This window comes from Streptomyces sp. BK79 (genome assembly GCF_044142145.1).
Lineage (GTDB): Bacteria > Actinomycetota > Actinomycetes > Streptomycetales > Streptomycetaceae > Streptomyces.
Genome location: NZ_JBHVOC010000035.1, coordinates 15,901 through 41,527, shown reverse-complemented (window position 1 = coordinate 41,527; position 25,627 = coordinate 15,901). Strand labels below are relative to the sequence as shown.

Here is a 25,627-nt window from a genome sequence, read left to right as displayed (position 1 = left end):
CGGAATCTCCCCGAACCGTGTGACGGGTGACGCCGGGACGGGGCGGAGGTGACATGTGCGCGGCGTACAGGCGGTGGCGCGGCGTGTGACGGGGCGTGCGAGGATGGGCGTCCGCGCACCGGAGCCGGGAGAACTCCTCGTCAACGTGGGTGCGCCGGGCGTGTCGGACGGTTTTGCGGCGAAAGGACCGAAGCGTACGTGAGTGAGAACCCGAACCTCCTCGCGGAGCAGCGGCGCGCCCTGATCCTCGACGAGGTACGCCGCCGGGGCGGAGTCCGGGTCAACGAGCTGACCCGCAAGCTCGGCGTGTCGGACATGACGATCCGCCGCGACCTCGACGCGCTGGCCCGCCAGGGCGTGCTGGAGAAGGTGCACGGCGGCGCGGTCCCCGTGGTCGAGGCGAGCACCCACGAGCCGGGGTTCGAGGCCAAGTCGGGCCTGGAGCCGACCGCCAAGGAGGACATCGCGCGGGCGGCGGCGGAACTGGTCGCGCCGGGCGCCGCCATCGCGCTGTCGGGCGGCACGACGACGTACGCGCTGGCGCACCGGCTGGTGGACGTGCCCGAGCTGACCGTGGTCACCAACTCGGTGCGGGTGGCGGACGTGTTCCACATGGCGCAGCGCACCTCGGGGGCGCGGCAGGGTGCGGCCACGGTGGTGCTCACGGGCGGGGTGCGCACGCCGTCCGACTCGCTGGTGGGCCCGGTGGCCGACCAGGCGATCGCGACGCTCCACTTCGACGTGCTGTTCCTCGGTGTGCACGGGATATCGGCCGAGGCCGGCCTGTCGACGCCGAATCTGGCGGAGGCGGAGACCAACCGGCGGCTGGTGCAGTCGGCGCGGCGCGTCGTGGTGGTCGCCGACCACACCAAGTGGGGTGTGGTGGGCCTGAGTTCGTTCGCGGCGCTGGAGCAGGTGGACACGCTGGTGACGGACGCCGGGCTGCCCGCGGACGCCCGGGCGGAGATCGCCGAGCACCTGGCGCTGGTCGTGGCGGGCGAGCCGGAGACGTCCGACTGACCCCGGCCGGAGAGGGCGCCGACGCTCCGGGCGCCGCTGACACCCGGTCCGCCGTTGGCTATCGTGGCGCCACCCGCCCGACCGCCCGCGTCCGCGGCTTCGCCCAAGGAGGTTGCGTCCATGGCTCGCCGTCTGCGTCCGGTGGGTCTCGGCTTCGTCGAGACGGCTCCGGTGCGCCTGGTCTTCGCGCGGGAGATCTCCGCCGCCCCGGATCCGGTCTTCCGCGCGCTCGCCGAGGACGTGCCGGGCTGGACCGCGTGGTTCTCGGCGGTGACGTCCGCCCGGTCCATCGGCGAGGGAGCGGGCCGCGAGATCCGGCTCAGGGGCGGTACGCGTTTCGTGGAGACGGTGCTGACGGCCGAGCGGCCCGAGGTGTACGCCTACCGGGTGGACGTCACCAACGCGCCCGGTGCCCGCGCCCTGGTCGAGGAGTGGCGGCTGACGCCGGCCGGCGACGGCACGCGGGTGCGGTGGACGTTCGCCGCGGACGGTACGGCGCCGTTCCGGTTCGTGCTGAACCGCGCGCGTCCGGGCCTGGGGCGGGCCTTCCGGGACGCGGTCACGTCGCTGGACCGGCGGCTGACCCGCCCGTAGCGCGCGACTCGCGGCGGGGTCGGCCGGACGCCGCCCGGACAGGTCAGCCGGGCCCCCGGGCAGGTCAGCCGGGCCCCCGGGCAGGTCAGCCGGGCCAGGTGCCGGTGTGCAGCAGGGACTCGATCGCCGCGGTGTACGGGCCGATGTCGAGGCCCTGTCCGGCGAGCCAGGCGTCCGAGTAGTACTTGTCGAGGTACCGGTCCCCCGGGTCGCACAGCAGCGTCACCACGCTGCCCCGCCGCCCCTCGGCCACCATCTCGGCGACGATCTTCAGCGCGCTCCACAGCCCGGTGCCCGTGGAGCCGCCCGCCTTGCGGCCGATGGCCCGCTCCAGGGCGCGGACGGCCGCGACGCTCGCCGCGTCCGGCACCTTCATCATGCGGTCGATCGCGCCGGGCACGAAGCTCGGCTCCATCCGCGGCCGGCCGATGCCCTCGATCCGTGAGCCGCAGTCGCAGGTGACGTCCGGATCGCCGGTGGTCCAGCCCTCGAAGAAGCAGGAGTTCTCCGGGTCGGCGACGCAGATGCGGGTGTCGTACTGCATGTAGTGCACGTAGCGGGCGAGGGTCGCCGAGGTGCCGCCGGTGCCGGCCGTGGCGACGATCCACGCCGGTTCGGGGAACCGTTCCAGCCGCAGCTGCCGGAAGATCGACTCCGCGATGTTGTTGTTGCCGCGCCAGTCCGTGGCGCGTTCGGCGTAGGTGAACTGGTCCATGTAGTGGCCGCCGGTCTCGGCCGCGAGGCGGGCGGACTCCTCGTACATCCGGCGGGAGTCGTCCACGAAGTGGCACCGTCCGCCGTGGAACTCGATCAGGCGGATCTTCTCGGCGCTGGTCGTGCGCGGCATGACGGCGATGAAGGGCACGCCGATCAGCTTCGCGAAGTACGCCTCGGAGACGGCCGTCGAGCCGCTGGACGCCTCGATCACCGGGCGGTCCGGCCGGATCCAGCCGTTGCACAGGCCGTAGAGGAAGAGCGAGCGGGCGAGGCGGTGTTTGAGGCTGCCGGTGGGGTGCGTGGACTCGTCCTTGAGGTACAGGTCGATGCCCCACCGTTCGGGGAGCGGGAAGAGGAGCAGGTGGGTGTCGGCCGAGCGGTTGGCGTCGGCCTGGACCTTGCGGACGGCCTCTTTCAGCCATGCGCGGTAGGCGGTGTCGCTGTGGTCGACGTCGAGGGTGGCGCCGGTGCGGGTGTGCTGGGGGGTGCTCACGACGGGGCTCCTTAGGCTGCGCGCCGACGGCGCGTCACGCGGCCGACACCTCGATCATAAGCACCTTCCACACGCTTCTCACCTGCATAAACACACCTTTGGGGACCCCAAAGACACCCCAGGGGACGGGAGTGCGGACCGGTGGGGGCGCATTCGCGCGAGTGCTCCGGCCGCCTTCGGAAAGGAGCGGCGCGTACTGGTGCTGGGCGCGTGGTGCGGGCAGACTGCCAGCGGGCGGGACCGGGTTCCCGCCGCGGGCGCACACTGGAGCACGACACGAGCCGGCCGGTACCGGGTTCACGGAGGAGCACGGTCCGGCGACCGACGCGCACGAGGGGGCGACGGCATGGCGGAGCCGGAGTTCAGGGCCACGGGGGTGCGGATCGGCAAGCGCCTGCGCTCACTCACCCGGGCCGGAACGGTCCGGATCAGCGGTGGCCGGGTCGAGCTGCTCACCAGCTACGGCAGCGAGATCGACAGCGCTCCGGTGCAGGCGGTGCGCGTCTCCCGGCCCTGGTACGCCCCGGAGGACCGGGCCCTGGCCGACCTCGACGGCAAGCGGTACCTGCTGACGCTCGGCGAGCGGGACCCCGCGCCGGGCGAGCCGGGGCCGCCCGCGGCGCGCCGTTTCATCGAGGCGGTGCGCAGGGCGGCCGGGCGACGCGGCTGAAATGTCCGTAACTTGCGGCACCTCACCCCTTGCGTCACGCTGGTCTCACGTCACTCTGGGTTTACCGGCGATAACGCTGCGAACCAGCCCGCCGGCCATGACAGCAGGCGGCGGTGTGCCGCGTGCGCCCTGCTGGATCCGAACTCCGTGTTCTCCGGACCTCTACGTCGGGGAGTCGCAGCCGTGATCAGTCACCCAAGCAGACACTGCACGGTGGAGCTCCAAGCCCTGCCGTCGCGGATCGGCCAGGTCCGCAGAATCGTATCTGCGCAATTGCGCTACTGGCATATGCATTCCCTGATCGACCGGGCGGCGCTCGGCGTGACGGAGTTGTTGACCAACGTCCACCTGCACGCCCGGCCCGACAAGACGTGCACCGTGGAGATGGAGCTGGACTTCGACCGGCTCACCGTCTCCGTACGCGACCACGATCCGCGCCTGCCCGTGGTGGACGACGCCGAGCCGCTCGCGACGTGCGGGCGCGGGCTGTCCATGGTGGCCGCGATGAGCGAGACCTGGGGCGCCCGGCCGGACGGCGAGTCCGGCAAGGTCGTGTGGTTCACGCTCCCGACGGCCGTCGCCGCCGCGCCGGTCACCGCGCCACCGGCCGGTACGCGCCCGCCCCGGCGTCTGGTCGAGGGGGTGCCGGCCGCGGCGTTCGCGGAGGTCGAGCACGCGGTCGACCTGGGCAGACCCCAACCCGCTCCCGCCCGGTCGGCCGTTGCCGGTTGACCGGGCGGTGACCCTTCGCCGCCGTGGGCCCGGCGGGCGGGCGGCGGGCGGCGGGGTCATGCCGCGCCGCGCCTGCCCGTGCGGCCGAACCGCTCGTCCAGCACGGTCAGCCGGCGCCAGTACTCGTCCTCGTCGATCTCGCCGGAGGCGAAGCGGTGGCCGAGCACGGTGACGGGTGAGTCGTCCTCGGTCGCGGGCGTCCGTCCGTGGCCGCGGTGTCCGTGCCGGACGGTGCGCCGCAGCAGGGTGACGCCGCCGGCGATGACCAGCGCCCACATCACCGGGAAGAGCAGGATCCACGGGCCGGGTCCGCCGTCGCCGAAGTGTGCCAGGGTCTGCATGTCGTCCAACTCCTCGGGAGCGATGCCGTCGCGGGGCGTCCTCGGTGACGTCCGCGTCCGTCACTCACGAGCGTCGTTCCGCAAGGGGGTCCGCGTCGTCGTACGGCCGACTGCCGTGTGCGTACCGCGCGGGGAGTACTCCGGCCGCGGGCCCTTACTCCCGTCTCCGGCGCCGCGGGACCGGGGTGCGACCGCCTAGGCTCGGGATCATGTTGAGACTAGGTATCCCCGTCATCGGTGTCACGGACGTGCCGCGCGCGGAGGCGTTCTGGACGGCTGCCCTGGACCTGGTGGCCTCCGACCAGTGGAAGAGCGAGACGTGGCGCACGCTGGAGTACGCCGACGGCTCCGGGCGGGCCCTCGGGCTGCTGTACAGCGAGTCACCGGCCGAGCCGCGTCCCCGTCTCCACCTGGACCTGTTCACGGACTCGGCGGCGGAACAGCGGGCGGAGGTGCGGCGGCTGATCGGGCTCGGGGCGCGGGCCGTCGACTGGGACCTCTACCCGCCCGACCCCGACTTCGTTGTGCTCGCCGACCCGGACGGGAACATTTTCTGCGTCGTCGACCTCAGCCACGCGCCGAGCGGAGGCGAAGGGCCGACGGGCTGAACCGGGCCAGGGGCCGGGGCCGGCCCACGACCCGGAGATCCGGTTCCGGCGGCCGGTTCCGGTTTCGGCGGCCGGTTCCGGGCTGTCAGGCCAGGGCGGTCAGCGGGTCGTCCAGTACCGGCTGCCAGGCCAGTTCGGCGGCGCCGACCAGGCTGTTGTGGTCCAGGGTGCACGGCAGGATCGGCACGCCGCCGCTCTGGCCCCACAGACTGCGGCCGGCGACCACGGCGCGCAGCCGCTCGGGGTCGGCGTCGAGGAGCGCCTGGTGCAGCCCGCCGAGGATGATGCGGTCGGGGTTGAGGATGTTCACCAGGCCGGCGAGGCCCAGGCCGAGGCGGTCGATGAGTGTCTCGGTGGCGTCGCGCACGGCCGGGTCGGCGTACTGACCGTGGATCAGGTCCTTGGACTGCTGGAGCAGGGACACCTCGGGGCCGGGCTCGCGTCCGGCCGCCGTCAGGAAGGCCAGCGGGTCGGTCTCCACGTCCAGGCAGCCCCGGCCGCCGCAGTGGCAGGGGCCGCCCTCGGGGTTGACGGTGAGGTGGCCGACCTCCAGGGCGAGACCTGAACTGCCGCTGTGCAGGCGGCCGTCGAGGACCAGCGCGCCGCCGACGCCCCGGTGGCCGGTGGCCACGCACAGCAGGTCGCGGGCGCCGCGCCCGGCGCCGTGCCGGTGCTCGGCGAGGGCGGCGAGGTTGACGTCGTTCGCGGCGAACGCGGGGCCCGCTAGGCCGGCGGCCCGTACCTGCTCCGCGAAGATCCGCCGCACCGGCGCGCCCGCCGGCCAGGCCAGGTGGAGCGGGTTCAGGGCCAGGCCCTCCGGCTCCGCCACGGCGGACGGCACCGCCAGACCCGCGCCGACGCAGCGCCGCCCGGTCTCCCTCAGGAGTTCCGCGCCCGCCTCGACGACGGAGCCGAGCACCTTCGCCGGATCGGCGTCGACGACCTCGCAGCCGGGCGCGGTGGCGACGATCCGGCCGCCGAGACCGACCAGAGCCGCGCGGAACCCGTCGGCGTGGATCTGGGCGGCCAGGGCGACGGGCCCGTCCTCGGCGACCGCGAGGCGGTGCGAGGGGCGGCCCTGCGATCCGGCCGCCGCGCCGGGCCGGGCGTCGACCCGGATCAGCCCGAGCGCCTCCAGTTCGGCGGCGACCGCGCCGGCCGTGGCCCGGGTCACGCCCAGTTCCGCGGTCAGGACGGCGCGGGTGGGGGCGCGCCCGGTGTGCACGAGCTCCAACGCGGGTCCGAGCGCCCCCCGGCCCCGCTCCAGCCGCGTCCTCGAGGTGGTCCCTTCCCCCGCCGCCCGGGGGTCCGCCTTGCCGCTCATGGGGGTGAGTCTCCCATGATCCGCGGGGGGCGGGGCGCCGGTCCCGCGTGCGGGGCGGACGCTACGGGCCGCCGACGCGGAGCGTGATGTTCAGCCGTCCGGTGAGCCCCAACTCGGGCGGCGCGGTGCCCGCGTGCACCCGCGGCACCCCGTGGTACGCGAGCCGGGACGGCCCGCCGAAGACGAAGAGGTCGCCGCTGCGCAGCTCGACGTCCGTGTAGGGGCGGGTCCGGGTCTCGGGGTTGCCGAAGCGGAAGACACAGGTGTCTCCGAGGCTCAGGGAGACCACGGGCGCGTCGGACCGCTCGTCGGCGTCGCGGTGCATGCCCATGCGGGCGTCGGCGTCGTAGAAGTTGATCAGCGCGATGTCGTACGGCGCCTCCCCCACCGCGCCGGCGCCGAGCGTGTCGGTCACCGCCTGCCGGGCCAGCTCGCCGAGCCATGCCGGGAAGGGCTTCACGGGGGTGCCGTCGCCGTCGACGGCGGTGGGTGCGTAGCCGTACGGGTACCAGTGCCGGCCGAGGCAGACCTGCCGGGCGGTCATGGTGCCGCCGCCGGGGGTGCGCACCGTGCGCAGTCCGGCCGGCGGCCGGGCCCACTCACGGCAGGCGTGCAGCAGCTCCCGCTGCCGGGCGGGCTCCAGCCAGTCGGGCACGTGGACGGCGCCGGGCGCGGTCTCGGTACGGGGCCTGGGGAACAGCTCGGCGTCCATGCCCTCCATCCTGCCCGCACCGTGCGCCTCCCGCCCTGCGCCTCCCGCCGTGCGCCTCCCGCCGTGCGCCTCCCGCCGTGCGCCTCCCGCCGTACGCCGCCCGGCACGGGCCTGAGCTGCGGCTCGGCTAGCCTGGACGCACGATGAACGACCGCAGCGACCGTATGACGACCCCGTGGGGCGAGCACGTCCTGGCCCGCTTCCCCGAGGACCCGCGTGACCGGCTCCGCGCCTGGGACGCCTCCGACGAGTACCTGCTCGGACACCTCGCGGAGCGCGAGGCCGAGCCGTCCGGCACGGTGGTGGTCGTCGGCGACCGCTGGGGGGCGCTGGTGACGGCGCTGGCGGCGCACCGTCCGGTGCAGATCACCGACTCCCACCTCACGCGGGAGGCGACGCGCGCCAACCTGGGGCGCAACGGTGTCGAGCCGGGCTCCGTCCGCCTGCTCACCACGCAGGACCCGCCACCCGTCCGGATCGACGTGCTGCTGGTGCGGGTGCCGAAGAGCCTCGCGCTGCTGGAGGACCAGCTGCTGCGGCTGGCGCCGGCGCTGCACGAGGGCACGGTCGTCGTCGGCACGGGGATGGTGAAGGAGATCCACACCTCGACGCTCCGGCTGTTCGAGCGGATCGTCGGGCCGACCCGGACCTCGCTGGCCGAGAAGAAGGCACGGCTGATCTTCGCCGCCCCGGACCTCTCGCTGAAGCGGCCCGCCAATCCCTGGCCGCTCCGTTACCGGTTGCCCGACGACGTCGGACCGCTCTCCGGCCGGCCCGTCGTCAACCACGCCGGCGTCTTCTGCGCCGACCGGCTCGACATCGGCACCCGGTTCTTCCTCCAGCACCTGCCCGGCACTGGCGGCGCCCGGCGCGTGGTCGACCTGGGCTGCGGCAACGGCGTGGTGGGCACGGCGGTGGCGCTGGCCGACCCCGGGTCCGAGGTGCTGTTCACCGACGAGTCCTTCCAGGCCGTGGCGTCGGCGGAGGCCACCTACGAGGCGAACGGAGCGGTGGGGCAGGCGGAGTTCCGGGTCGGTGACGGGCTGGACGGCGTGCCGGACGGCAGCGTCGACCTGGTCCTCAACAACCCGCCGTTCCACTCCCACCAGGCGACCACCGACGCCACCGCGTGGCGGATGTTCACCGGGGCGCGGCGCGTGCTGCGCCCCGGCGGTGAGCTGTGGGTGGTCGGCAACCGGCATCTGGGCTACCACGTCAAGCTGCGGCGCCTGTTCGGGAACAGCGAGCTGGTGGCGGGCGACCGGAAGTTCGTGGTGCTGAAGGCCGTCAGGACGTAGTCCGGGTCACCGGGTCACCACCCGGATCAGCGTCGCCACCGTGCGCACCATGGCCTCCCGGCCCGCGGTGAGGTAGCCGCGCGAGTCGGCCGCTTCGGGGCGGGCGGCCAGGAACTGTCTGATGGCGCCGGTCATGGCGAGGTTGAGCGCGGTGCCGACGTTGACCTTGGCGATGCCGCCCGCGACCGCCGCGGCGAGTTCGTCGTCCGGGACGCCCGAGGAACCGTGCAGCACGAGCGGTACGTCGAGGGTGCCCGACAGTTCCTTGAGCAGGTCGTGGTCGAGGGCGGCGGTACGGGTGGTCATGGCGTGGCTGCTGCCGACGGCGACGGCCAGGGCGTCCACACCGGAGTCGGCGACGAAGGCACGCGCCTCGGCGGGGTGGGTGCGGGCTCCGGGGGCGTGGGCGTCGAGCGGCGGCGCGCCGTTCTTGCCGCCGACCTCCCCCAACTCGGCCTCGATCCACAGCCCCTGGGCGTGCGCCCAGTCGGCGGCGGCCCGGGTCGCCGCGAGGTTCTCGGTGTACGGCAGCCGGGAGGCGTCGTACATCACGGAGCTGAACCCGGCGTCCGGGGCCTGGCGCAGCAGGCCGTCGCTCTGGACGTGGTCGAGGTGCAGGGCGACGGGTACGGCGGCGCCCTCGGCGGCGGCGACGGCCGCGCGGGCCAGCGGCAGCAGGCGGCCGTAGCGGTACTTCACGGCGTTCTCGCTGACCTGGAGGACGACGGGCGTTCCCACGGACTCGGCGCCCGCGACGACTGCCTCGACGTGCTCCAGGGTGATGACGTTGAAGGCGGCGACGGCACGGCGCGCGGCCGCGGCGCGTCCGACCAGGTCACCGGTGGTGGCGAGGGGCACGGTCTCTCCCTTCCCGGGCGCCGGGGCGCGGGTGTCGGGGGGCGGCTGGCAAGGGTGGGTGTCAAGCGCCGGGTGCCGTCGGGGCGTCGGGGGCGAGGATCACCGAGCGGGTGAGGTGGCGGGGCCGGTCCGGGTCGAGGCCGCGGGCCGCGGCGACGGCGACGGCGAGGCGCTGGGCGCGGACCAGTTCGGCGAGCGGGTCGAGGCCGCCGGGGACCCACAGGGCGCCGGTGTCCCGGACCTGGTCGGCCAGCCCTTCGGGGGCCTCGCCGAACATCCAGGTCGCCGTGCCGGCGGTGCTGATGCTGATCGGGCCGTGTCGGTACTCCATCGCCGGGTATGCCTCGGTCCAGGACAGGGAGGCCTCGCGCATCTTCAGGCCGGCCTCGTTGGCCAGTCCGACGGTCCAGCCCGCGCCGAGGAAGGTGAACTGGGTGCACGCCACGAGCCCTTGGGGAAGGCCGGCCGCGAGCGCGGTGCGGGCGTCGGTGACGACGGCGTCGGTGTGCAGGCCGAGGTGGGCGCGGAGCAGGGTGAGGGCGGTCGTCGCGAACCGGGTCTGCACGACCGACCGTTCGTCCGCGAAGTCGAGGACCACCACGTCGTCGGCGGCGGTCATGACGGGTGTGTCCGGGTCGGCGGTGAGCGCGACCGTGCGGGTGCGGCCCTTCAACGCGGTGAGCAGGTCCAGTACTTCCGTGGTGGTGCCGGAGCGGGTCAGGGCGACGACCCGGTCGTACGCGCGGCCTCGCGGGAACTCGGAGGCGGCGAACGCGTCCGTCTCACCCTGTCCCGCGTCCTCGCGCAGCGCCGCCGCCGACTGGGCCATGAAGTACGACGTGCCGCAGCCGACGATCGCGACCCGCTCCCCCGGCGCGGGCAGCGCTGCGGTGTGCCGTGCCGCCTGGGCGGCCGCGCGTGTCCAGCACTCGGGCTGGCTGTTGAGCTCGTCCTCGACGTACGTCATGCCGCACACTCCCCGATCGCCGACCCCGGATCACCCGGGACGCACTCCGACTCTTCGTGCTTGTTCCTGCAAGATATAGCGAGCTTTCGAGCACAATCAAGCAATCTGGGAAATGGTGCGGTGCGTTAGGGTCGGCGGGAGACCGAGGAACGGAGGCGTGGATGTCGCGCGACGCCCGCTGGAAGGCGCTGCTGGAACTGCTCGTGGAGCGCGGCCGGCTGGACGTCGAGGAGGCGGCGACCGAGCTGGAGGTCTCGCCCGCGACGATCCGCCGCGACTTCGACCGGCTCGCCGAGCAGCAGATGCTGGTGCGCACGCGCGGGGGCGCGGTCGTGCACGGGGTCTCCTACGAGCTGCCGTTGCGCTACAAGACGGCTCGCCGCGCGTCGGAGAAGCAGCGCGTCGCGCAGGCGGTCGCCGCCCTGGTGGCGCCCGGCGAGGCGGTGGGTCTGACCGGGGGCACGACCACCACCGAGGTGGCGCGCGCCCTGGCCGTACGGACGGACCTGGCCGCCGGCACCCCGGCCCTGACCGTGGTGACCAACGCGCTCAACATCGCCAACGAGCTGGCCGTCCGGCCGCAGTTCAAGATCGTGGTGACCGGCGGGGTGGCCCGGGCGCAGTCGTACGAGCTGATCGGCCCGCTCGCGGACGGGGTACTGGGCCAGGTGACGCTGGACATGGCGGTCCTGGGCGTCGTCGCCTTCGACGTCGAGCACGGCGCCGCGGCCCACGACGAGGCGGAGGCCGCGATCAACCGGCTGCTGTGCGAGCGGGCGGAGCGCGTGGTCGTGGCCGCCGACTCCAGCAAGCTGGGCCGGCGGGCCTTCGCCCGGATCTGCGCGGTCGAGTCGGTGGACACGCTGGTCACGGACGGTGCGGCCGACGCCGGCCTGGTCCGGCGGTTCGAGGAGGCCGGGGTCCGGGTCGTGACGGCCTGAGCCGGTCCGACGACCGTCGCGGGACGGCCGCCGGCCCGTCGGCGCCCATGGGCGGCGGCGTCAGTGGCCGTGGCCGTCGGTGTGCTCCGTCGGGTCGGCCGGGGCGGTGTCCCGTGCCCCGGGCTCCGATCCGGCCCGCACGGTGAACGCCGCGGTGTGGACCTTGCCCTGGTGCTTGAAGTCCAGGAAGAGACGGTAGGCGCCGGCGCTGGGCGCGGTGGCCGTGAAGGAGATCTCGGGCCCGGGCGCGGTGGTGCCGTCGCCGGGTTCGCCGTTCGGGTGGACGTGGAGGTAGGCGAGGTCACCGGAGCGCAGGGCGACCAGGTGGCCGTAGGCGCCGAGGTAGGGCTGGAGATCGTTGACCGGCTCGCCGTCACGGGAGACCTTCAGCTTCAGCTCGCTCGCCCTGCCGGGACTCAGACCCCCGGCGAGCCGCACCTGGTAGCCGTTGACGTCCGCGGTGCTGTCGGGAGCCGGCAGGCGCGCGGGCTCGTACCGTCCGGAGGCGGCGAGGTCGGCCCCCAAGGTGAGGTTCTCCGCGCCCTTCCCGGCCGGGGTGAAGTCGGCGAACACGCGGTATCCGCCCGCGCGGGGCAGGTCGGCGGAGGTGCTCCAGGTGCCGTCGGCGGCCCGGGTGGGGTGCAGGTGGCGGTAGGTGACCAGGTCCCGTGAGGCCAGGATCAGGTGCAGCTCCTTGTCGTGCTCGCGCTGGTACGCGGTGACGGCCCTGCCGTCGCCGTCCCGCACGGTGAAGCGCAACTCGGTGCGCTGCCCGGCGGTGACGCGCGGGGTGGCGAGGTCCAGGGTGTAGCCGTCCGCGGAGACCTGCAGACCACCGGGCGGGGTGCTCTCGTGGCCTCCGTGGCCGTCGCCCTCCTCCGGTTCCGGGGCCGGCCGGGTGTGCTCTTCGTGGGGCGCGGGCGCACGCTCCGCGACGACCGGTTCCAGGCCCTTCCCGACGCCGTAGGCGGTGCCGAAGGTGGCGGCCAGCGCGGTGGCGTACGCGGTGATCCTCAGTCCGGTGTGCATGGCGGTCGTCTCCTCGGTTTCCGGGCCTCCGGCTCGCACGGTGGCCCTCTTCACGCACTTCACCATACCCCTAGGGGGTACTAAGTCAAGGCGAGGGAGAGGGTTGCTTCTCGTACCCCCCAGGGGTATACATGGACCCCGGCGCCGGAATACCCCGGCCCCGTATCCACCGACTCTTGGGGAGACAGCACATGACTACGACCGCCACCACCCCGGCCACCTCGCCCGTCAGCGCCACCTACGCCGTCGCCGGCATGAGCTGCGGCCACTGCCGGGAGACGCTCACCCGTGTGATCGGTGAGCTGGACGGTGTCACCGGCGTCGACGTCCAGGTCGGCACCGGCCGGGTCACCGTCACCGCGACCACCGAGCCGGACGACGCCGCGATCGCCGAGGTCGTCGACGAGGCCGGCTACGAGCTGACCGGCCGCGTCTGAGCGACCCGCGCCGGACCGGCCGCGTCCGGCCACCCCCCTTGCCCGCCGCCGGGTCCCGCGCCCCGGGACCCGGCCGACGACCCCGCATCAGGAGCAGCAATGACCACCACTACGACCGGCGCACCGGCCGAGGTCGAACTCGCCATCGGCGGCATGACCTGCGCCTCGTGCGCCGCCCGGATCGAGAAGAAGCTCAACCGGATGGAGGGGGTCACCGCCACCGTCAACTACGCGACGGAGAAGGCGAAGGTCAGCTACGCCGGCGACGTGTCCGTCCCGGAGCTGATCGCCACGGTCGAGGCGACCGGCTACACGGCCCGTGAGCCCGAACCGGTACGGACCGGGCCCCCGTCGCCCGGCACGCAGGTGGCCTCGGAGGCCGACGCACTGCGTCCGCTGCGGGAGCGGCTGGTCACCGCGGTGCTGCTGTCCGTTCCGGTGATCGCGATGGCGATGGTGCCGGCGTTGCAGTTCGAGTACTGGCAGTGGCTGTCGCTGACCCTCGCGGCGCCGGTGGTGACGTACGCCGCCTGGCCGTTCCACAAGGCCGCCGTCACCAACGCGCGGCACGGCGCCGCCACCATGGACACCCTGATCTCGGTCGGCACGTCGGCGGCGTTCCTCTGGTCCCTGTGGGCGCTGTTCTTCGGCACCGCGGGCACGCCCGGCATGACCCACCCCTTCGAGCTGACCATCGCCCGCACCGACGGGGCCGGGAACATCTACCTGGAGGCCGCCGCCGGGGTGACCGCCTTCATCCTGGCCGGCCGCTACTTCGAGGCCCGTTCCAAGCGCAGGGCCGGCGCCGCGCTGAGGGCGTTGCTGGAACTGGGCGCCAAGGACGTCACCGTGCTCCGGGACGGCCGCGAGGAGCGGATCCCGGTCGGGGAGCTGACGGCCGGCGACCGTTTCCTGGTCCGGCCCGGCGAGAAGTTCGCCACCGACGGCACGGTCGTCGAGGGCACCTCCGCGGTGGACGCGTCGATGCTGACCGGCGAGTCGGTGCCGGTCGAGGTCGGCGTGGGCGACCCGGTCACCGGGGCGACCGTGAACGCGGGCGGCCGGCTGGTGGTCGAGGCGACCCGGGTCGGCGCGGACACGCAGCTGGCGCGGATGGCGAGGCTGGTCGAGGACGCGCAGAACGGAAAGGCCGCCGCGCAGCGGCTCGCCGACCGCGTCTCCGGCGTCTTCGTCCCCGTCGTCATCGCTCTGGCACTGGGCACGCTGGGCTTCTGGCTCGGCAACGGCGCGGGGCTGACCGCCGCGTTCACCGCCGCCGTCGCCGTACTGATCATCGCCTGCCCGTGCGCCCTGGGCCTGGCCACCCCGACGGCGTTGATGGTCGGCACGGGGCGCGGCGCCCAGCTCGGCATCCTCATCAAGGGCCCCGAGGTCCTGGAGTCCACCCACCGCGTCGACACCGTCGTCCTGGACAAGACCGGCACGGTCACCACCGGCCGGATGACCCTGCTCGCCGTGCACACCGCCGACGGCACCGACGAGTCCGAGGTCCTGCGGCTGGCGGGCGCGCTGGAGCACGCCTCGGAGCACCCGATCGCCCAGGCGGTGGCCGCGGGCGCCGCCGAGCGGGTCGGCGCCCTCCCCGCCCCGGAGGACTTCGCCAACGTGCCCGGGCTGGGCGTCCAGGGCGTGGTCGAGGGCCACGCCGTCCTCGTGGGCCGCGTCAGGCTCCTCGCCGAGTGGGCCATGGAACTGCCGGTCGAGCTGGCGCGCGCCCTGGCCGAGGCGGAGGCCGCGGGGCGTACGGCCATCGCGGTCGCCTGGGACGGCGAGCCGAGGGCGGTCCTGGAGGTCGCCGACGCGGTCAAGGAGACCAGCGCCGAAGCCGTCTCCCGGCTGCGTGCTCTGGGGCTGACGCCGATCCTCCTCACCGGGGACAACCGGGCCGTCGCCGAGGCGGTGGCCGCGGAGGTCGGCATCGCCCCCGAGCACGTCATCGCCGAGGTCATGCCCGAGGACAAGGTCGATGTCGTCAAGCGCCTCCAGGACGAGGGCCGTTCGGTGGCGATGGTCGGCGACGGGGTCAACGATGCCGCCGCGCTCGCCCGGGCCGACCTGGGGCTGGCCATGGGTACGGGCACCGACGCCGCCATCGAGGCCGGCGACCTCACCCTGGTCCGGGGCGACCTGCGCGCCGCCGCCGACGCCATCCGGCTGGCCCGCAGGACGCTGGGCACCATCAGGTCCAACCTCTTCTGGGCCTTCGCCTACAACATCGCCGCCCTGCCGCTCGCCGCGGCCGGGCTCCTCAACCCGATGATCGCCGGAGCCGCCATGGCGTTCTCCTCCGTCTTCGTCGTCGGCAACTCCCTGCGGCTGCGGGGCTTCAAGGCGGCCGCGAGCTGACCCGCCACCGCACCGCCGGAGGTACGAGCGAGCCGCCGGCCGACCCGCGAGGGCCGGCCGGCGGCTCGGCGCCACGTCTCCCCCTCCCCCGGACGGGTCCAGGGTCCCGCCGGACCGGCCCACCCCGTCCCCCGGACGGGCCCCGCCGGCGCGCCGCGCGTCCCGGGGCGGGACAGGCTGGTGCGGTGACGCGCGGTGCCGCCACGCGCGCGGGGCACCGGCCGGCCCGCGCACGCCAACGGCGCCCCGCGCGCCACCCCGGCCCCACACCCTCATGCCCCACGCCCCACGCCCCCGCCGAGCAGGAGCCCATGACCGAACCGACCCACGCCGACGGGGACACCGGCGGCCCGTTCGCCCCCGGTCCCGGCCGGGCACGTGCGCGCGGGCGGGCCCTGACCGCCGTACTCGGTGAGCTGCGCGCCGTGGACGGCGCGCTCTACGCGGCGGTGGCCGCCACGTCCACGCCGGCCCTCGACCGGGCGCTGCGCCGGCTGTCCCACGCCGCCGACCACTCGAAGGTGTCGCTCGGGATCGCCGCCGCGCTCGCGGTGAGCGGTGCGCGGCCCCGGCGGGCGGCCCTCGTCGGCATGGGGGCGGTCGCCGTGGCCTCGGCCTCCTCGAACCTGCTGGGCAAGCGGCTGGTGCGCAGGGCGCGGCCGGACCGGGAGGCGGCACGGGTGACGGTGGACCGGTACGTGCCCATGCCCGCGTCGGCGTCCTTCCCCTCCGGGCACACGGCCTCGGCGGTCGCGTTCGCCACGGCGGTCGGCGTGGTGCTGCCCGCGGCGGCCGTACCGCTCGGCGTGCTGGCGAGCGCCGTCGGCTACGCGCGGGTCCACGTCGGCGTGCACTATCCCGGCGACGTGGCCGCGGGCGCCGTTCTGGGCATCGCCAGTGCCGCCGCCGCGCTCGCGGTGAGCGGTGCGCGGCCGCTGCGGTACCCGGCCTGAGGCCGGTCCGCTCGGCGGCGCCGGTGACGTGCGCCGCTCCCGTGCGACGGGTACGCGCGCCGTGGGTGGCACGGCGCGCGTCCGGGTCCGGCTCCGCTCCCGCGTGGAGCGGGGTACGTCAGCCGAGGGCCCGCACGGCCTGGTAGTACGTCCACGCGGTGCTGTTGCACGCGGTCTTGGTGGCGCCGCCGTAGCCGGCGCAGACCCGCTTGAGGTCCTCGTAGAAGGCGCTGTCGAGACGGGACTTGTTGGCGCTGAACGTGCCCGCGTTCTTGTAGTTGCGGTAGCCGAAGTCGTGCCGCGCGCAGGAGTTGCTGAAGGGGAAGCCGAACGGGTTGTCCGGCGAGGAGGAGCAGTAGTCGGTGGTCCAGTCGAACCCGTAGGCGGCCCAGGCGGACTGGTTCGCCCGGGCGGCGGCCCAGGCGTTGTAGCTCGACGCGCTGGTCTGGGTCCAGCCGGCGAGGACCTGCGCCTTGTCGGCGGGAGCGGCTTCGGCCGTCGCGGCGGTGGCGAAGACGGTGGTCACGGCCATGGCCGAGGCGGCGAGTCCGGTGGCGAGTCTGCGGTGCATTCCACACCTCCATGAGGCTGCGACCCGCCCGTCGGGCCGCAGGTTCATGCCAAGATGATGCGCAGTTTCCTCACCTCTTCACACATCCGGTGCCCTAATGCTCCATTAACTCTCCAGCGCATCAGGAGATCAGGGCGTGAACGTCCGCCGCCCCGCCCCTCGTTCGCCCAACTCCCCTGCTGGACAAGGCCGGTGGCCGGCGGGCCATTACGGCGGCGTCGTGCCCGGCAGCGCGTACTCGTCCCGGCGGCCGCACATGCCGTAGCCGCCGCGCCGGACGGGGGCCGTCTCGTACGCGGTGGCGCCGGCGAGGTAGGCGGGGTCGCCGTCGGTGAGCGCGTCGAGGTGGGCGCCGGTGCGCTCGGCGGTGGCCAGAGCGCCGGCCCGCCACAGCTCGCGCCAGCCGGGCACCCGGTCCCGCACCAGGCGGGCGGCGGCCCGCTGGAACTCCCGGTAGGGACCGGCGTCCCCGGCGACGAGCGCCTCGCGCAGGGCCAGGTAGCCCGTGACGGCGAGGTCCCTGCGGCGCCTCGCCGCCGCCCGCGTCTTCGGACCGGTGCCGGGCGGCAGGGCGGCCGCGGCGGCGTACGCCTCCGGGTCGGCCAGTACCTCGGGCGGGAACGTGAACACGGCGTCCCCGGCCTCCGGCAGACCGCTGTTCTGCATCAGCACCGTGACGCGCAGGTCGCCGCCCTGCACCATGCGGTGCACGGTGCCCGGCGTGAACCAGGCGAGCGTCCCGGGCGCGAGCGGGATGTCCCGGTAGCCGTCAGGACTCAGCGTCTGCACCGCGCCGCGCCCGCCGGTGACGACGTACGCCTCGGTGCACACCAGGTGGAGGTGGGGGCTGCCGCCGCACACGCCGTCGGCGGCCTCCCAGTCGTAGGCGCTCAGGTGGGACAGGCCGACGGCGCCGGGCAGCGGGTGCGGGAGGGCGGGGGGTTCGGCGCCGCTCACCACGGCAGCCCTTCCAGGTGGGCCCCGACCCGGTCGCGGTCCCAGGCGCCGTCGGCGACCACGACGCGGTAGCGGTAGGCGAAGGACTCGCCGGGCGGCAGCGCGAACTCCTCGAAGAAGGCCCACGAGAACGCCACGGTCGGGATCGGCTCGGCCCGCACGAACCAGTGCGAGGGGTGGACGGCGGCCGTCCCGTCCAGGTTCTCGGGCGCGTGCGCGAAGACGAGCGTGGAGTGGGCGTCGGCCTCGTCGTGCTCGGCGGTGAAGGCGAGCCACGGGCCCTGGGTGCCCATCAGTCCGGCGGCGTCCGCTTCGGTGTCCGGGGCGAAGACGGTGCCGCCGGTGAAGTCGCGGGGGCCGCGCCACTGGAGTCCCGTGTACCCGGCCATGTGGCGTCCGGCGGTGGTCGGGGAACCGAACGCCAGGGGTTCGGCACGGGTGTTGGTGAGGCGGATCGACCAGTCCAGGACCCAGGCGCCGGCCGCCTCGTCGACCGAGTGGACGCTCAGGCCGCGCTCCTCGCGGGCCCACTCGGCGCCGGCGTTCTCGATCCAGGTGAGGTACTCGGTGAACGCGAACCGGTCGTCGTCCACCGTGAACCGTGCGAATCCGTCGTGCCGCATCGAGCCGACGCGCTCGGGCAGGGGCAGGTAACCCTCGCCGTGGACGTAGCTGTTGCCGCCCCAGAAGTTCTGGCCGGAGAGGTGGCTGGCCGTCATCTGGAGGCCCTTGTGCCAGCGGTGGTCGCTGGGACGGTAACCGGTCACCGTGCGCCCGGCGAGGGTGCGCACCGGGTGGGCGTAGGGCTTGCGGGACTCGAACGCCTCGGGGTCGGGGCGGTAGACGTAGCGGAGGAGTTCGGTGCCGTTCGCCGCGCTGACCGCGACGTGGTCGCCGTGGGTGTGACTGACGGTCAGGGTGCCCGGCTCGCTCGACGCGCTCGACGCGATGGGGGTGCTCGGGACGCTGGGGGTGTTCACGCGCGCTCCTCGGGGGCCCAGTCGGGGTGGTCGCCGTGCATGGCCGCGTGGAAGGGGTCGCCGGGCGCGATCTCGCCCGCGAGAACGGGGCGCCCGGTGAACGCCGCCTTGTACAGGGCGGCGGCGAACTCCAGCGTGTCGCGGGCCTGAAGGCCGCTGCCGGGCGGCCGCACGCCCGCGTCCCAGGCGTCCAGCACCGCGCCGAGCTGCGCGGTGTGCGAGCTGGGCACGTCCGCGGCCGGAGCGCGCCAGGCGGCGGCCCGTTCGGGGGCGACGTGCCGGGCCGGGGTGTAGGTCCAGTCGTCGTTGCGGTGGCCGTACAGGTGGGTCAGCTCCACGGTCGCGTCGGCGCAGTCCACGCGGACGCGGCTCACCTCGTCCGGGGAGAGCACGCTGTTGACGACGGTGGCGAGGGCGCCGCTGTCGAACCGCACCAGGGCGGTCGAGACGTCCTCGCTCTCGGTGTCGTGCACCAGCCGCGCCGCCATCGCCCGCACCTCCGCCCAGGGGCCGAGCAGGTGCAGCAGCAGGTCGTACTGGTGGATGCCGTGCCCCATGGTCGGACCGCCGCCCTCCGTGTCCCAGCGTCCGCGCCAGGGCACCGCGTAGTAGGCGGCGTCGCGGTGCCAGGTGGTCTGGCAGTGGGCGACCAGCGGGGCGCCCAGCTCACCGCCCGCGATCAGGTCACGGGCGTGCGCGGCGCCGGAGCCGTACCGGTGCTGGAAGACCACGGACGCGTACCCGCCGGACGCCTCCTCGGCGGCGGCGATGTCGTCGTACTCGGCCAGGGAGAGGCACAGGGGCTTCTCGCACAGCACCCAGGCGCCGGCCTTGAGCGCGGCGACCGTCTGCTCCCGGTGCAGGGACGGCGGTGTGCCGATGAGGACGAGGTCGGGGCGCACCGCGTCGAGCATGGCGCCCGTCGACGTGTACCCGGCGACGTCCTGGCCCGCCACCGCGCGGAAGGCGTCGAGGCGGGCCCGGTCCACGTCCACGGCGGCCACCAGTTCCGTCCGGTCGGCGTGGGCTCGCAGGGCGGGCAGGTGGCCGCCGGTGACGATGGCACCGGTACCGACCACGGCGACCCGGCGACGGGCGGGACCTGGGGACATGCGGTCTCCTCCTCGGACACGGACACGGACACGGACGCGGACGCACGACAGGCGCGTACGCACCTAGAAAGCGCTTTCACTCCAGGTGACCTTAGGCGGCGGGGGAAGGCCTGGACAACCCCCCAGCGTTTGCGGGCCCGGCAGGCGACTGGTCGACTGTCGCGGGGGGCCGGAGCCGGCCGCACCGGGCCGGCGCCGTCTTCAGTCCCTGCCCGAAGGAGTTCAGGCGTGAGCAAGCTGAGCAGGCTGAGCAAGCCGAAGTCGTCGTCCGTGGAGCACCGTTCCGACGGCAGCCAGCCCTGGCTGCACCAGAAGGGCCGGACCATCCAGGAGTTCGGTACCGTCAAGCAGTTCCCCGTGGCGCTGACGATGGAGACCCGGCTGTACTCCTGTCAGCGGCTCAACAAGGTCCTGGCGGACACCCGGATCCTGCACGACCTGTACAAGAAGTACCACTGGCTCATGCGCGGGGCGACGTTCTACCAGCTGCACCTCCTGCTCGACAAGCACGCGGGCGAGCAGCTGGAGCTGATCGACACCGTCGCCGAGCGCGTGCAGACGCTCGGCGGCGTCGCGATCGGCGACCCCCGGCACGTCGCCGAGATCACCACCGTGCCGCGTCCGCCGGACGGGGTCGAGGAGGTGCCGGCGATGCTGTCGCGGCTCCTGGAGGCGCACGAGCTGATCCTGACCGACTGCCACGACGCCGCGGCCCGCACCCAGGAACTCGGCGACGACGGCACCAACGACATCCTCGTCTCCGACGTCTTGCGCACCAACGAACTCCAGGCGTGGTTCGTGGCGGAGCACCTGGTGGACACGCCGCTGGTGCACGCCTGACCCTTCCGCCGGTGCACGCCTGGCCCGTCCCGCCGGTGCAGGCCTGGCCCGTCCCGCCGGTGCACGCCCGGCCTTCTCCTCGGCCGCCGCCGCGCCCGGGCCCTGGGGCCGCGCCTTCCGTCACGCTCCGTGCACCCCCGTGCGAGGGCGCTCTTGATGCCCTTCGCGCCGGGCTGTGAAAGCGTCCGGACATGGCCCACATGTCCGAGGGAGCCCCCGCCCAGCCTCCGACGCGCGGCGGGCGGTGGGCCGCGTTCCGGCAGTCCCCCTTCTGGCCGGCCACCGTGCTGGTGCTCATCCTCGCGGCGGCCGCGGGGCTCTTCGCGGGGTCCTACACCTACTCGATGGCGGACCCGACGCCGCACTCGATCCCCACGGCGGTGGTCGGCTCGTACGAGGAGCGTCGCGGGCGGGCCTTCCTGGACGGCCTGGAGCAGGCGCTGAACGCCTCGGTGAAGGTGCGTCCCTACGAGAGCACCGCCGAGGCCCGCCAGGCGATCCAGGACCAGGAGGTCTTCGCGATCTTCGAGTTGCGCGGTGGCGGACGGACCGCCGTGCTCGACCTGTCCAGCGCGTCGGGCGCCTCGGTCGCCGAAGTGCTCGCCGACGCGGCCCCCGCCGTGGGGGAGAAGACCGGCGTAGAGGTCACCGTCCGGGACATCAACCCGTTGCAGGAGGGCGACCCCCGCGGCCTGGCGATCTTCTACATCTCGCTGGCCGCCGTGATCATCGGCTTCGTGGGGGCGATCCAGCTGAGCGTGCACGCGCGTGCCCTCACCCCGTTCGAGCGCATCCTCTTCACGGTGGCCTACTCGCTGCTCGGCGGGTTCGCCATCGCCGCGACGGTGGACTGGCTGCTGAACGCCCTCGACCTGCCGTTCGTCGAGTCGTGGCTGATCCTGGCGCTCACCCTGTTCGCGTCCGGCATGGTCTTCACCATGTTCAACACCCTGTTCGGGCGCTGGGCGATGCTGCCGACCTGGGGACTGATGGTGCTCCTAGGCAACCCCTCGTCCGGCGGCGCGGTGTCCTGGCCGCTGCTGCCGTCCCCGCTCGGGGCGATCGGGCAGTGGCTGCCGCCCGGCGCCTCGGTCAACGCGCAGCACACGGCGGTGTACTTCCAGGGCCACCAGCACGCGTTCCCGTTCCTGGTGCTGGGCGGGTGGGCCCTGCTGTCCTGCGCCGTCTTCTGGATCTGGCGGCACCGTCATCCCGGTGGCCGGGAGAAGGAGCAGCCCGGGCCCGCGCCGGACGCCGCCGCGTCCTGAGGCTGCCGCCGAGGGCCCCTTCGCCCCTGTCGTCGCCCCCGCAAGGGCTGCGATCATGTGGCCGGAGGCGCGGGTGCGACCCGGAGGGGGTGGTCCGGCGGCACCGCTCACCTGCCGCCCGCCGAAGGGGCGCGTCGCCCGGCGCGTCGCCCGCGTCCGTCCCTCGTCCCGTCCGGCCCTCACGTCCCTGGAGTTGACCCATGGCCCTTGACGTCGCCGCGATCCGCGCGCACGTGCCCGCCCTGAAGTCCGGAACCGCGCGGTTCGACGCGCCGGGCGGCACGCAGACCCCGCAGCCGGTGATCGACGCGATCGCGGCCGCGCTGACCGTCCCGCTCGCCAACCGCGGACGGAACACCGAGGGCGAGCGCAACGCGGACCGGATCGTCGTGGAGGCCCGGTCCGCCCTGGCCGACCTCCTCGGCACCGCACCGGGGACGGTGGTCTTCGGGCGCAGCGCCACCCAGCTCGTCTACGACCTGTCCCGGACGCTGGCGAAGGGGTGGGGGCCCGGCGACGAGGTGGTGGTGACCCGGCTCGACCACGACTCCAACATCCGGCCGTGGGTGCAGGCCGCCGAGTCGGCGGGGGCGAGCGTGCGGTGGGCGGACTTCGACCCGGCCACCGGCGAGCTGCGGCCCGAGCACGTCGAGGCGGTGCTCGGCCCCCGCACCAGGCTGGTCGCGGTCACCGCCGCGTCCAACCTGATCGGGACCATCCCCGACCTGCCGGCCCTCGCCGCCCTGGCCCACGCGGCGGGTGCGCTCTTCCACGTCGACGCGGTGCACTACGCCTCGCACGCCGTGGTGGACCTGGCGGCGCTCGGCGCGGACACGCTGGTCTGCTCGCCCTACAAGTTCCTCGGGCCGCATCTGGGGGTGCTCACCGGCCGGGCGGAGCTGCTGGAGTCGCTCCACCCGGACAAGCTGCTGCCGTCCGCCGACTCCGTGCCCGAGCGGTTCGAACTGGGCACGCTGCCGTACGAGTCGCTGGCCGGGGCGCGGGCGGCGGTGGACTTCCTCGCCGGCCTGGAGCCGGACGCGCGGGGCTCGCGCCGGGAGCGGCTGGCCGCCTCCTTCGCGGCGCTGGAGGCGCACGAGGAGGCGTTGCGCGGGCGGATCGAGCGGGGACTGGCGGAACTCGGCGGGATCACCGTGTACGCGCGGGCCGCGCGGCGCACGCCGACCCTGCTGTTCACCGTGGCGGGCCTGCGCCCGGCGGACGTCTACCGGGGGCTGGCCGAGCGGGGGGTCGACGCGCCGGCCGGCTCCTTCTACGCCCTGGAGGCCTCGCGCCGGCTGGGGCTCGGCGACGAGGGCGGGGTACGGGTCGGCCTCGCGCCGTACAGCAGCGCGGAGGACGTGGACCGGCTCCTGTCCGCCCTGGAGTCGATCCCCCGCTGACACGCGGGAGGGGAGGAGGGGACGCGTCCCGGTGGGCCGTCGTGCGGACGGCGGCCCCCGGGACGGACATCCCGCTCCCGGTCTCACCCCAGGGGCACGGTGACCTCCCCCGCGCCCCGGGCGCTCGCCCCGCCCGCCACCCGCACGGTGAACGGGCGGTCGGTGCCGCTCGCGGTGACCCGCAGGGCGTCGCCCTCGCGGCGTACGCGGAACGTCGCGGCCGGGGTGCCCAGCAGGTCGGGCACGGTGACCTCGGCCGCGTAGCCGGCGTCGGCGGGCGGGTGCACGAGCAGGGTCGGCGCGTCCAGCCAGTCGCCGTCGGGGCGGCTGTCGTCGGAGGCGAGCGGCAGGACGGCGCCCTCGCGGACGTAGAGCGGCAGGCTGTCGTAGCCGTGCCGTTCGGTGCGCCATGAGGGGCCGGTGACGCGCTCGCCGGTCAGGAGGTGGGTCCAGGCGCCCTCGGGGAGGTAGACCTCGACCTCGCCGTCCTCGGTGAAGACCGGGGCGACCAGGAGGTCGGGGCCCAGCATGTACTGGCGGTCCAGGGTCCGGCAGCCCGGGTCGTGCGGGTACTCCAGGAGCATCGGCCGCATCATCGGCACGCCGGTGCGGTGGGCCTCGGCCGCGACGCCGTACAGGTAGGGCATCAGGCGGTGCTTGAGGAGGGTGAAGCGCCGGGCGACGTCGACCGCCTCCTCGCCGAACTCCCACGGCACCCGGTAGGACGAGGAGCCGTGCAGGCGGCTGTGCGAGGAGAGCAGGCCGAAGGCCAGCCAGCGCTTGAAGACCGCCGGGTCGGGCGTGCCCTCGAAGCCGCCGATGTCGTGGCTCCAGAATCCGAATCCGCTCAGGGACAGGGACAGGCCGCCCCGCAGCGACTCGGACATCGCCTCGAAGGACGACCAGCAGTCGCCGCCCCAGTGGACGGGGTACTGCTGCCCGCCGGCGGTCGCGGAGCGGGCGAAGAGCACGGCCTCGCCCTGCCCGCGCTCCTTCTCCAGCAGCTCGAAGACGGTGCGGTTGAACAGGTGGGTGTAGTAGTTGTGCATCCGCTGCGGGTCGGAGCCGTCGTGCCAGACGACGTCGGTGGGGATGCGCTCGCCGAAGTCGGTCTTGAAGCAGTCCACGCCCTGGTCGAGGAGCGGCTTGAGCTTGCCGGCGAACCAGTCGCGCGCGGCGGGGCTGGTGAAGTCCACCAGGCCCATCCCGGCCTGCCACAGGTCCCACTGCCAGACGTCGCCGTCCGGCCGGCGCACCAGGTGCCCGAGGGCGGCGGCCTCGTCGAAGAGGGGCGACTTCTGGGCGATGTACGGGTTGATCCAGGCGCTGACCCGCAGACCCTTGGCCTTGAGCCGGGCGAGCATGCCGTCCGGGTCGGGGAAGACGTCCGGGTCCCACTGGAAGTCGCACCACTGGTACTCGCGCATCCAGAAGCAGTCGAAGTGGAAGACGGACAGCGGGATGCCCCGCTCGGCCATGCCGTCGACGAACCCGGTCACCGTCTCCTCGTCGTAGGAGGTGGTGAAGGACGTGGTGAGCCACAGGCCGAAGGACCAGGCGGGCGGCAGGGCGGGGCGGCCGGTGAGGGCGGTGTAGCGGGCGAGGACGTCCTTCGGGGTGGGGCCGGCGACGACGTAGTACTCCAGCGTCTGGTCCTCGACGCTGAACTGCACCTGGCCCACGGACTCGGAGCCGACCTCGAAGGAGACCGCGCCGGGGTGGTTGACGAAGACGCCGTAGCCGCGGGAGGAGAGGTAGAACGGGATGTTCTTGTACGCCTGCTCGCTGCTGGTGCCGCCGTCGGCCTGCCACATGTCGACGACCTGGCCGTTCTTCACGAACGGGGTGAAGCGCTCGCCGAGGCCGTAGACCTGCTCGCCGACGCCGAGGGAGAGCCGGCTCAGCATGTGGTGCGCGCCGTCGCCGGTGGTGGCGAACGCGGTGCCCTTGGCGTTCGCGCGGGTCAGCTCGCGTCCGTCCGCATCGTGGAAGGCGAGGCCGAAGGGGCCCTCCCGGTCCAGGCGCAGGGTGAGCGGGCCACTGGTCAGCTCGGTGACCGTGCCGTCCTGGCGCACCGTCCCGGCGCCGTCCGCCGCGCCCGCGAGGGCGAAGTCGGGGCCCGGCCTGCGCTTGCCGGCGTGGTGGGTGACGCGGACGCCGATGACGCCCTCGGCGGGAGAGAAGCAGTCGACCGTGACGAGCGGCGCGTTGAGCGTGTCCCCCCTCCGCGTCACCTTCTTCACGGCGGCATGGGCGGTGAAGCGCTTCGATTCGGGGCGCACGTCGCGTACTTCGGTGGCGTACGAGATCTGCACGCCGTCGCGGATGAGCCAGAAGCCGTCGGTGAACTTCATGATCTTCCTCGGGTGGGACGGGAGCTGTCGGATGGGAGCACGGAGGCCGTCTCGCAGCGTTTTGATCGTACACAGAACAAA

At 74.1% G+C, this 25,627-nt stretch carries 25 protein-coding genes; 13 read left to right on the top strand and 12 right to left on the bottom strand.

What is annotated here, in order from left to right; all coding sequences use genetic code 11:
* Nucleotides 1–198 precede the first annotated feature (198 nt).
* Both ACFIF2_RS33070 and ACFIF2_RS33065 read left to right on the top strand, forming a co-directional pair.
* A complete protein-coding gene (locus tag ACFIF2_RS33070; protein ID WP_395576971.1) occupies nucleotides 199–1,020 on the top strand; it encodes a DeoR/GlpR family DNA-binding transcription regulator in 822 nt (273 codons plus the stop codon).
* 120 nt (nucleotides 1,021–1,140) lie between these two features.
* Nucleotides 1,141–1,614: an SRPBCC family protein gene (locus ACFIF2_RS33065; RefSeq protein WP_395576970.1), complete on the top strand. Its 474-nt coding sequence runs from the start codon at nucleotides 1,141–1,143 to the stop codon at nucleotides 1,612–1,614.
* Between the two features lie 85 nt (nucleotides 1,615–1,699).
* On the opposite strand, the gene ACFIF2_RS33060 is transcribed toward ACFIF2_RS33065, so the two are convergent.
* Nucleotides 1,700–2,824, bottom strand: coding sequence for a PLP-dependent cysteine synthase family protein (locus ACFIF2_RS33060; protein ID WP_395576969.1), 1,125 nt, complete (start codon nucleotides 2,822–2,824; stop codon nucleotides 1,700–1,702).
* A gap of 346 nt (nucleotides 2,825–3,170) precedes the next feature.
* Between ACFIF2_RS33060 and ACFIF2_RS33055 the strand changes: the two genes are divergently transcribed.
* Together ACFIF2_RS33055 and ACFIF2_RS33050 are read left to right on the top strand one after the other, a co-directional pair.
* Complete coding sequence (locus ACFIF2_RS33055; protein ID WP_395576968.1) at nucleotides 3,171–3,494, top strand: hypothetical protein; 324 nt, start codon at nucleotides 3,171–3,173, stop codon at nucleotides 3,492–3,494.
* A gap of 183 nt (nucleotides 3,495–3,677) precedes the next feature.
* Nucleotides 3,678–4,226: an ATP-binding protein gene (locus ACFIF2_RS33050; RefSeq protein WP_395576967.1), complete on the top strand. Its 549-nt coding sequence runs from the start codon at nucleotides 3,678–3,680 to the stop codon at nucleotides 4,224–4,226.
* 56 nt (nucleotides 4,227–4,282) lie between these two features.
* Here the strand turns inward: ACFIF2_RS33050 and ACFIF2_RS33045 are convergent, their stop codons facing one another.
* Nucleotides 4,283–4,567 carry an SHOCT domain-containing protein gene (locus ACFIF2_RS33045; RefSeq protein ID WP_395576966.1) on the bottom strand — a complete coding sequence of 95 codons (285 nt, stop codon included), beginning with the start codon at nucleotides 4,565–4,567 and terminating at the stop codon, nucleotides 4,283–4,285.
* 209 nt (nucleotides 4,568–4,776) lie between these two features.
* On the opposite strand from ACFIF2_RS33045, the gene ACFIF2_RS33040 reads away from it, so the two are divergent.
* Nucleotides 4,777–5,175 (top strand): VOC family protein, encoded by a 399-nt coding sequence (locus ACFIF2_RS33040; RefSeq protein WP_395576965.1) that lies wholly within the window; start codon nucleotides 4,777–4,779, stop codon nucleotides 5,173–5,175.
* An 85-nt stretch (nucleotides 5,176–5,260) separates the two neighbouring features.
* Here the strand turns inward: ACFIF2_RS33040 and ACFIF2_RS33035 are convergent, their stop codons facing one another.
* Together ACFIF2_RS33035 and ACFIF2_RS33030 are read right to left on the bottom strand one after the other, a co-directional pair.
* The gene (locus ACFIF2_RS33035) at nucleotides 5,261–6,499 is read right to left on the bottom strand and encodes an ROK family protein (RefSeq protein WP_395576964.1); all 1,239 of its coding nucleotides are present in this window, start codon (nucleotides 6,497–6,499) and stop codon (nucleotides 5,261–5,263) included.
* 61 nt (nucleotides 6,500–6,560) lie between these two features.
* Nucleotides 6,561–7,211, bottom strand: a complete 651-nt coding sequence (locus ACFIF2_RS33030) for an alpha-ketoglutarate-dependent dioxygenase AlkB family protein (RefSeq protein ID WP_395576963.1) — start codon at nucleotides 7,209–7,211, stop codon at nucleotides 6,561–6,563.
* A 164-nt stretch (nucleotides 7,212–7,375) separates the two neighbouring features.
* On the opposite strand from ACFIF2_RS33030, the gene ACFIF2_RS33025 reads away from it, so the two are divergent.
* Nucleotides 7,376–8,509, top strand: coding sequence for a methyltransferase (locus tag ACFIF2_RS33025; protein ID WP_395576994.1), 1,134 nt, complete (start codon nucleotides 7,376–7,378; stop codon nucleotides 8,507–8,509).
* A 6-nt stretch (nucleotides 8,510–8,515) separates the two neighbouring features.
* On the opposite strand, the gene ACFIF2_RS33020 is transcribed toward ACFIF2_RS33025, so the two are convergent.
* Together ACFIF2_RS33020 and ACFIF2_RS33015 are read right to left on the bottom strand one after the other, a co-directional pair.
* Complete coding sequence (locus ACFIF2_RS33020) at nucleotides 8,516–9,367, bottom strand: ketose-bisphosphate aldolase (RefSeq protein WP_395576962.1); 852 nt, start codon at nucleotides 9,365–9,367, stop codon at nucleotides 8,516–8,518.
* Nucleotides 9,368–9,428: 61 nt separating this feature from the next.
* Nucleotides 9,429–10,334 (bottom strand): SIS domain-containing protein, encoded by a 906-nt coding sequence (locus ACFIF2_RS33015; protein ID WP_395576961.1) that lies wholly within the window; start codon nucleotides 10,332–10,334, stop codon nucleotides 9,429–9,431.
* A gap of 161 nt (nucleotides 10,335–10,495) precedes the next feature.
* On the opposite strand from ACFIF2_RS33015, the gene ACFIF2_RS33010 reads away from it, so the two are divergent.
* Nucleotides 10,496–11,275, top strand: a complete 780-nt coding sequence (locus ACFIF2_RS33010) for a DeoR/GlpR family DNA-binding transcription regulator (RefSeq protein ID WP_395576960.1) — start codon at nucleotides 10,496–10,498, stop codon at nucleotides 11,273–11,275.
* A gap of 60 nt (nucleotides 11,276–11,335) precedes the next feature.
* On the opposite strand, the gene ACFIF2_RS33005 is transcribed toward ACFIF2_RS33010, so the two are convergent.
* Nucleotides 11,336–12,304, bottom strand: a complete 969-nt coding sequence (locus tag ACFIF2_RS33005) for a hypothetical protein (RefSeq protein ID WP_395576959.1) — start codon at nucleotides 12,302–12,304, stop codon at nucleotides 11,336–11,338.
* 191 nt (nucleotides 12,305–12,495) lie between these two features.
* Between ACFIF2_RS33005 and ACFIF2_RS33000 the strand changes: the two genes are divergently transcribed.
* The 3 genes from ACFIF2_RS33000 to ACFIF2_RS32990 all read left to right on the top strand — a co-directional run bounded on the left by ACFIF2_RS33000 (nucleotide 12,496) and on the right by ACFIF2_RS32990 (nucleotide 16,061).
* A complete protein-coding gene (locus ACFIF2_RS33000) occupies nucleotides 12,496–12,741 on the top strand; it encodes a heavy-metal-associated domain-containing protein (protein ID WP_395576958.1) in 246 nt (81 codons plus the stop codon).
* A gap of 99 nt (nucleotides 12,742–12,840) precedes the next feature.
* A complete protein-coding gene (locus tag ACFIF2_RS32995; RefSeq protein WP_395576957.1) occupies nucleotides 12,841–15,108 on the top strand; it encodes a heavy metal translocating P-type ATPase in 2,268 nt (755 codons plus the stop codon).
* Nucleotides 15,109–15,419: 311 nt separating this feature from the next.
* Nucleotides 15,420–16,061 carry a phosphatase PAP2 family protein gene (locus tag ACFIF2_RS32990; RefSeq protein ID WP_395576956.1) on the top strand — a complete coding sequence of 214 codons (642 nt, stop codon included), beginning with the start codon at nucleotides 15,420–15,422 and terminating at the stop codon, nucleotides 16,059–16,061.
* Nucleotides 16,062–16,179: 118 nt separating this feature from the next.
* Here the strand turns inward: ACFIF2_RS32990 and ACFIF2_RS32985 are convergent, their stop codons facing one another.
* The 4 genes from ACFIF2_RS32985 to ACFIF2_RS32970 all read right to left on the bottom strand — a co-directional run bounded on the left by ACFIF2_RS32985 (nucleotide 16,180) and on the right by ACFIF2_RS32970 (nucleotide 19,681).
* Nucleotides 16,180–16,632, bottom strand: coding sequence for a phospholipase (locus tag ACFIF2_RS32985; protein WP_395576955.1), 453 nt, complete (start codon nucleotides 16,630–16,632; stop codon nucleotides 16,180–16,182).
* Nucleotides 16,633–16,839: 207 nt separating this feature from the next.
* Nucleotides 16,840–17,592, bottom strand: a complete 753-nt coding sequence (locus ACFIF2_RS32980) for a cupin (protein ID WP_395576954.1) — start codon at nucleotides 17,590–17,592, stop codon at nucleotides 16,840–16,842.
* Nucleotides 17,586–18,539: a PmoA family protein gene (locus ACFIF2_RS32975; protein ID WP_395576993.1), complete on the bottom strand. Its 954-nt coding sequence runs from the start codon at nucleotides 18,537–18,539 to the stop codon at nucleotides 17,586–17,588. Before ACFIF2_RS32975 ends, ACFIF2_RS32980 begins: the two co-directional genes overlap by 7 nt.
* A gap of 26 nt (nucleotides 18,540–18,565) precedes the next feature.
* Complete coding sequence (locus ACFIF2_RS32970; protein ID WP_395576953.1) at nucleotides 18,566–19,681, bottom strand: Gfo/Idh/MocA family protein; 1,116 nt, start codon at nucleotides 19,679–19,681, stop codon at nucleotides 18,566–18,568.
* A 237-nt stretch (nucleotides 19,682–19,918) separates the two neighbouring features.
* On the opposite strand from ACFIF2_RS32970, the gene ACFIF2_RS32965 reads away from it, so the two are divergent.
* The 3 genes from ACFIF2_RS32965 (at nucleotide 19,919) to ACFIF2_RS32955 (ending at nucleotide 23,192) form a co-directional block, all read left to right on the top strand.
* Complete coding sequence (locus ACFIF2_RS32965; RefSeq protein WP_395576992.1) at nucleotides 19,919–20,521, top strand: Dps family protein; 603 nt, start codon at nucleotides 19,919–19,921, stop codon at nucleotides 20,519–20,521.
* 191 nt (nucleotides 20,522–20,712) lie between these two features.
* On the top strand, nucleotides 20,713–21,789 hold the full coding sequence (locus ACFIF2_RS32960; protein ID WP_395576952.1) for an ABC transporter permease: 1,077 nt from the start codon (nucleotides 20,713–20,715) through the stop codon (nucleotides 21,787–21,789).
* 200 nt (nucleotides 21,790–21,989) lie between these two features.
* The gene (locus ACFIF2_RS32955) at nucleotides 21,990–23,192 is read left to right on the top strand and encodes a cysteine desulfurase-like protein (protein WP_395576951.1); all 1,203 of its coding nucleotides are present in this window, start codon (nucleotides 21,990–21,992) and stop codon (nucleotides 23,190–23,192) included.
* Nucleotides 23,193–23,275: 83 nt separating this feature from the next.
* Here ACFIF2_RS32955 and yicI read toward each other — a convergent pair whose 3' ends face one another.
* Nucleotides 23,276–25,546, bottom strand: a complete 2,271-nt coding sequence (gene yicI / locus ACFIF2_RS32950; protein WP_395576950.1) for an alpha-xylosidase — start codon at nucleotides 25,544–25,546, stop codon at nucleotides 23,276–23,278.
* Between the last annotated feature and the right edge of the window lie 81 nt (nucleotides 25,547–25,627).

Bases quoted from the DNA above. Each gene is read 5' to 3' on its own strand.
- ACFIF2_RS33065 (WP_395576970.1), top strand. From the start codon at position 1,141: ATGGCTCGCCGTCTGCGTCCGGTGGGTCTCGGCTTCGTCGAGACGGCT.
- ACFIF2_RS33055 (WP_395576968.1), top strand. From the start codon at position 3,171: ATGGCGGAGCCGGAGTTCAGGGCCACGGGGGTGCGGATCGGCAAGCGC.
- ACFIF2_RS33045 (WP_395576966.1), bottom strand. From the start codon at position 4,567: ATGCAGACCCTGGCACACTTCGGCGACGGCGGACCCGGCCCGTGGATC.
- ACFIF2_RS33040 (WP_395576965.1), top strand. From the start codon at position 4,777: ATGTTGAGACTAGGTATCCCCGTCATCGGTGTCACGGACGTGCCGCGC.
- ACFIF2_RS33035 (WP_395576964.1), bottom strand. From the start codon at position 6,499: ATGAGCGGCAAGGCGGACCCCCGGGCGGCGGGGGAAGGGACCACCTCG.
- ACFIF2_RS33030 (WP_395576963.1), bottom strand. From the start codon at position 7,211: ATGGACGCCGAGCTGTTCCCCAGGCCCCGTACCGAGACCGCGCCCGGC.
- ACFIF2_RS33025 (WP_395576994.1), top strand. From the start codon at position 7,376: ATGACGACCCCGTGGGGCGAGCACGTCCTGGCCCGCTTCCCCGAGGAC.
- ACFIF2_RS33015 (WP_395576961.1), bottom strand. From the start codon at position 10,334: ATGACGTACGTCGAGGACGAGCTCAACAGCCAGCCCGAGTGCTGGACA.
- ACFIF2_RS33010 (WP_395576960.1), top strand. From the start codon at position 10,496: ATGTCGCGCGACGCCCGCTGGAAGGCGCTGCTGGAACTGCTCGTGGAG.
- ACFIF2_RS33005 (WP_395576959.1), bottom strand. From the start codon at position 12,304: ATGCACACCGGACTGAGGATCACCGCGTACGCCACCGCGCTGGCCGCC.
- ACFIF2_RS33000 (WP_395576958.1), top strand. From the start codon at position 12,496: ATGACTACGACCGCCACCACCCCGGCCACCTCGCCCGTCAGCGCCACC.
- ACFIF2_RS32995 (WP_395576957.1), top strand. From the start codon at position 12,841: ATGACCACCACTACGACCGGCGCACCGGCCGAGGTCGAACTCGCCATC.
- ACFIF2_RS32990 (WP_395576956.1), top strand. From the start codon at position 15,420: ATGACCGAACCGACCCACGCCGACGGGGACACCGGCGGCCCGTTCGCC.
- ACFIF2_RS32985 (WP_395576955.1), bottom strand. From the start codon at position 16,632: ATGCACCGCAGACTCGCCACCGGACTCGCCGCCTCGGCCATGGCCGTG.
- ACFIF2_RS32970 (WP_395576953.1), bottom strand. From the start codon at position 19,681: ATGTCCCCAGGTCCCGCCCGTCGCCGGGTCGCCGTGGTCGGTACCGGT.
- ACFIF2_RS32960 (WP_395576952.1), top strand. From the start codon at position 20,713: ATGGCCCACATGTCCGAGGGAGCCCCCGCCCAGCCTCCGACGCGCGGC.
- ACFIF2_RS32955 (WP_395576951.1), top strand. From the start codon at position 21,990: ATGGCCCTTGACGTCGCCGCGATCCGCGCGCACGTGCCCGCCCTGAAG.
- yicI (WP_395576950.1), bottom strand. From the start codon at position 25,546: ATGAAGTTCACCGACGGCTTCTGGCTCATCCGCGACGGCGTGCAGATC.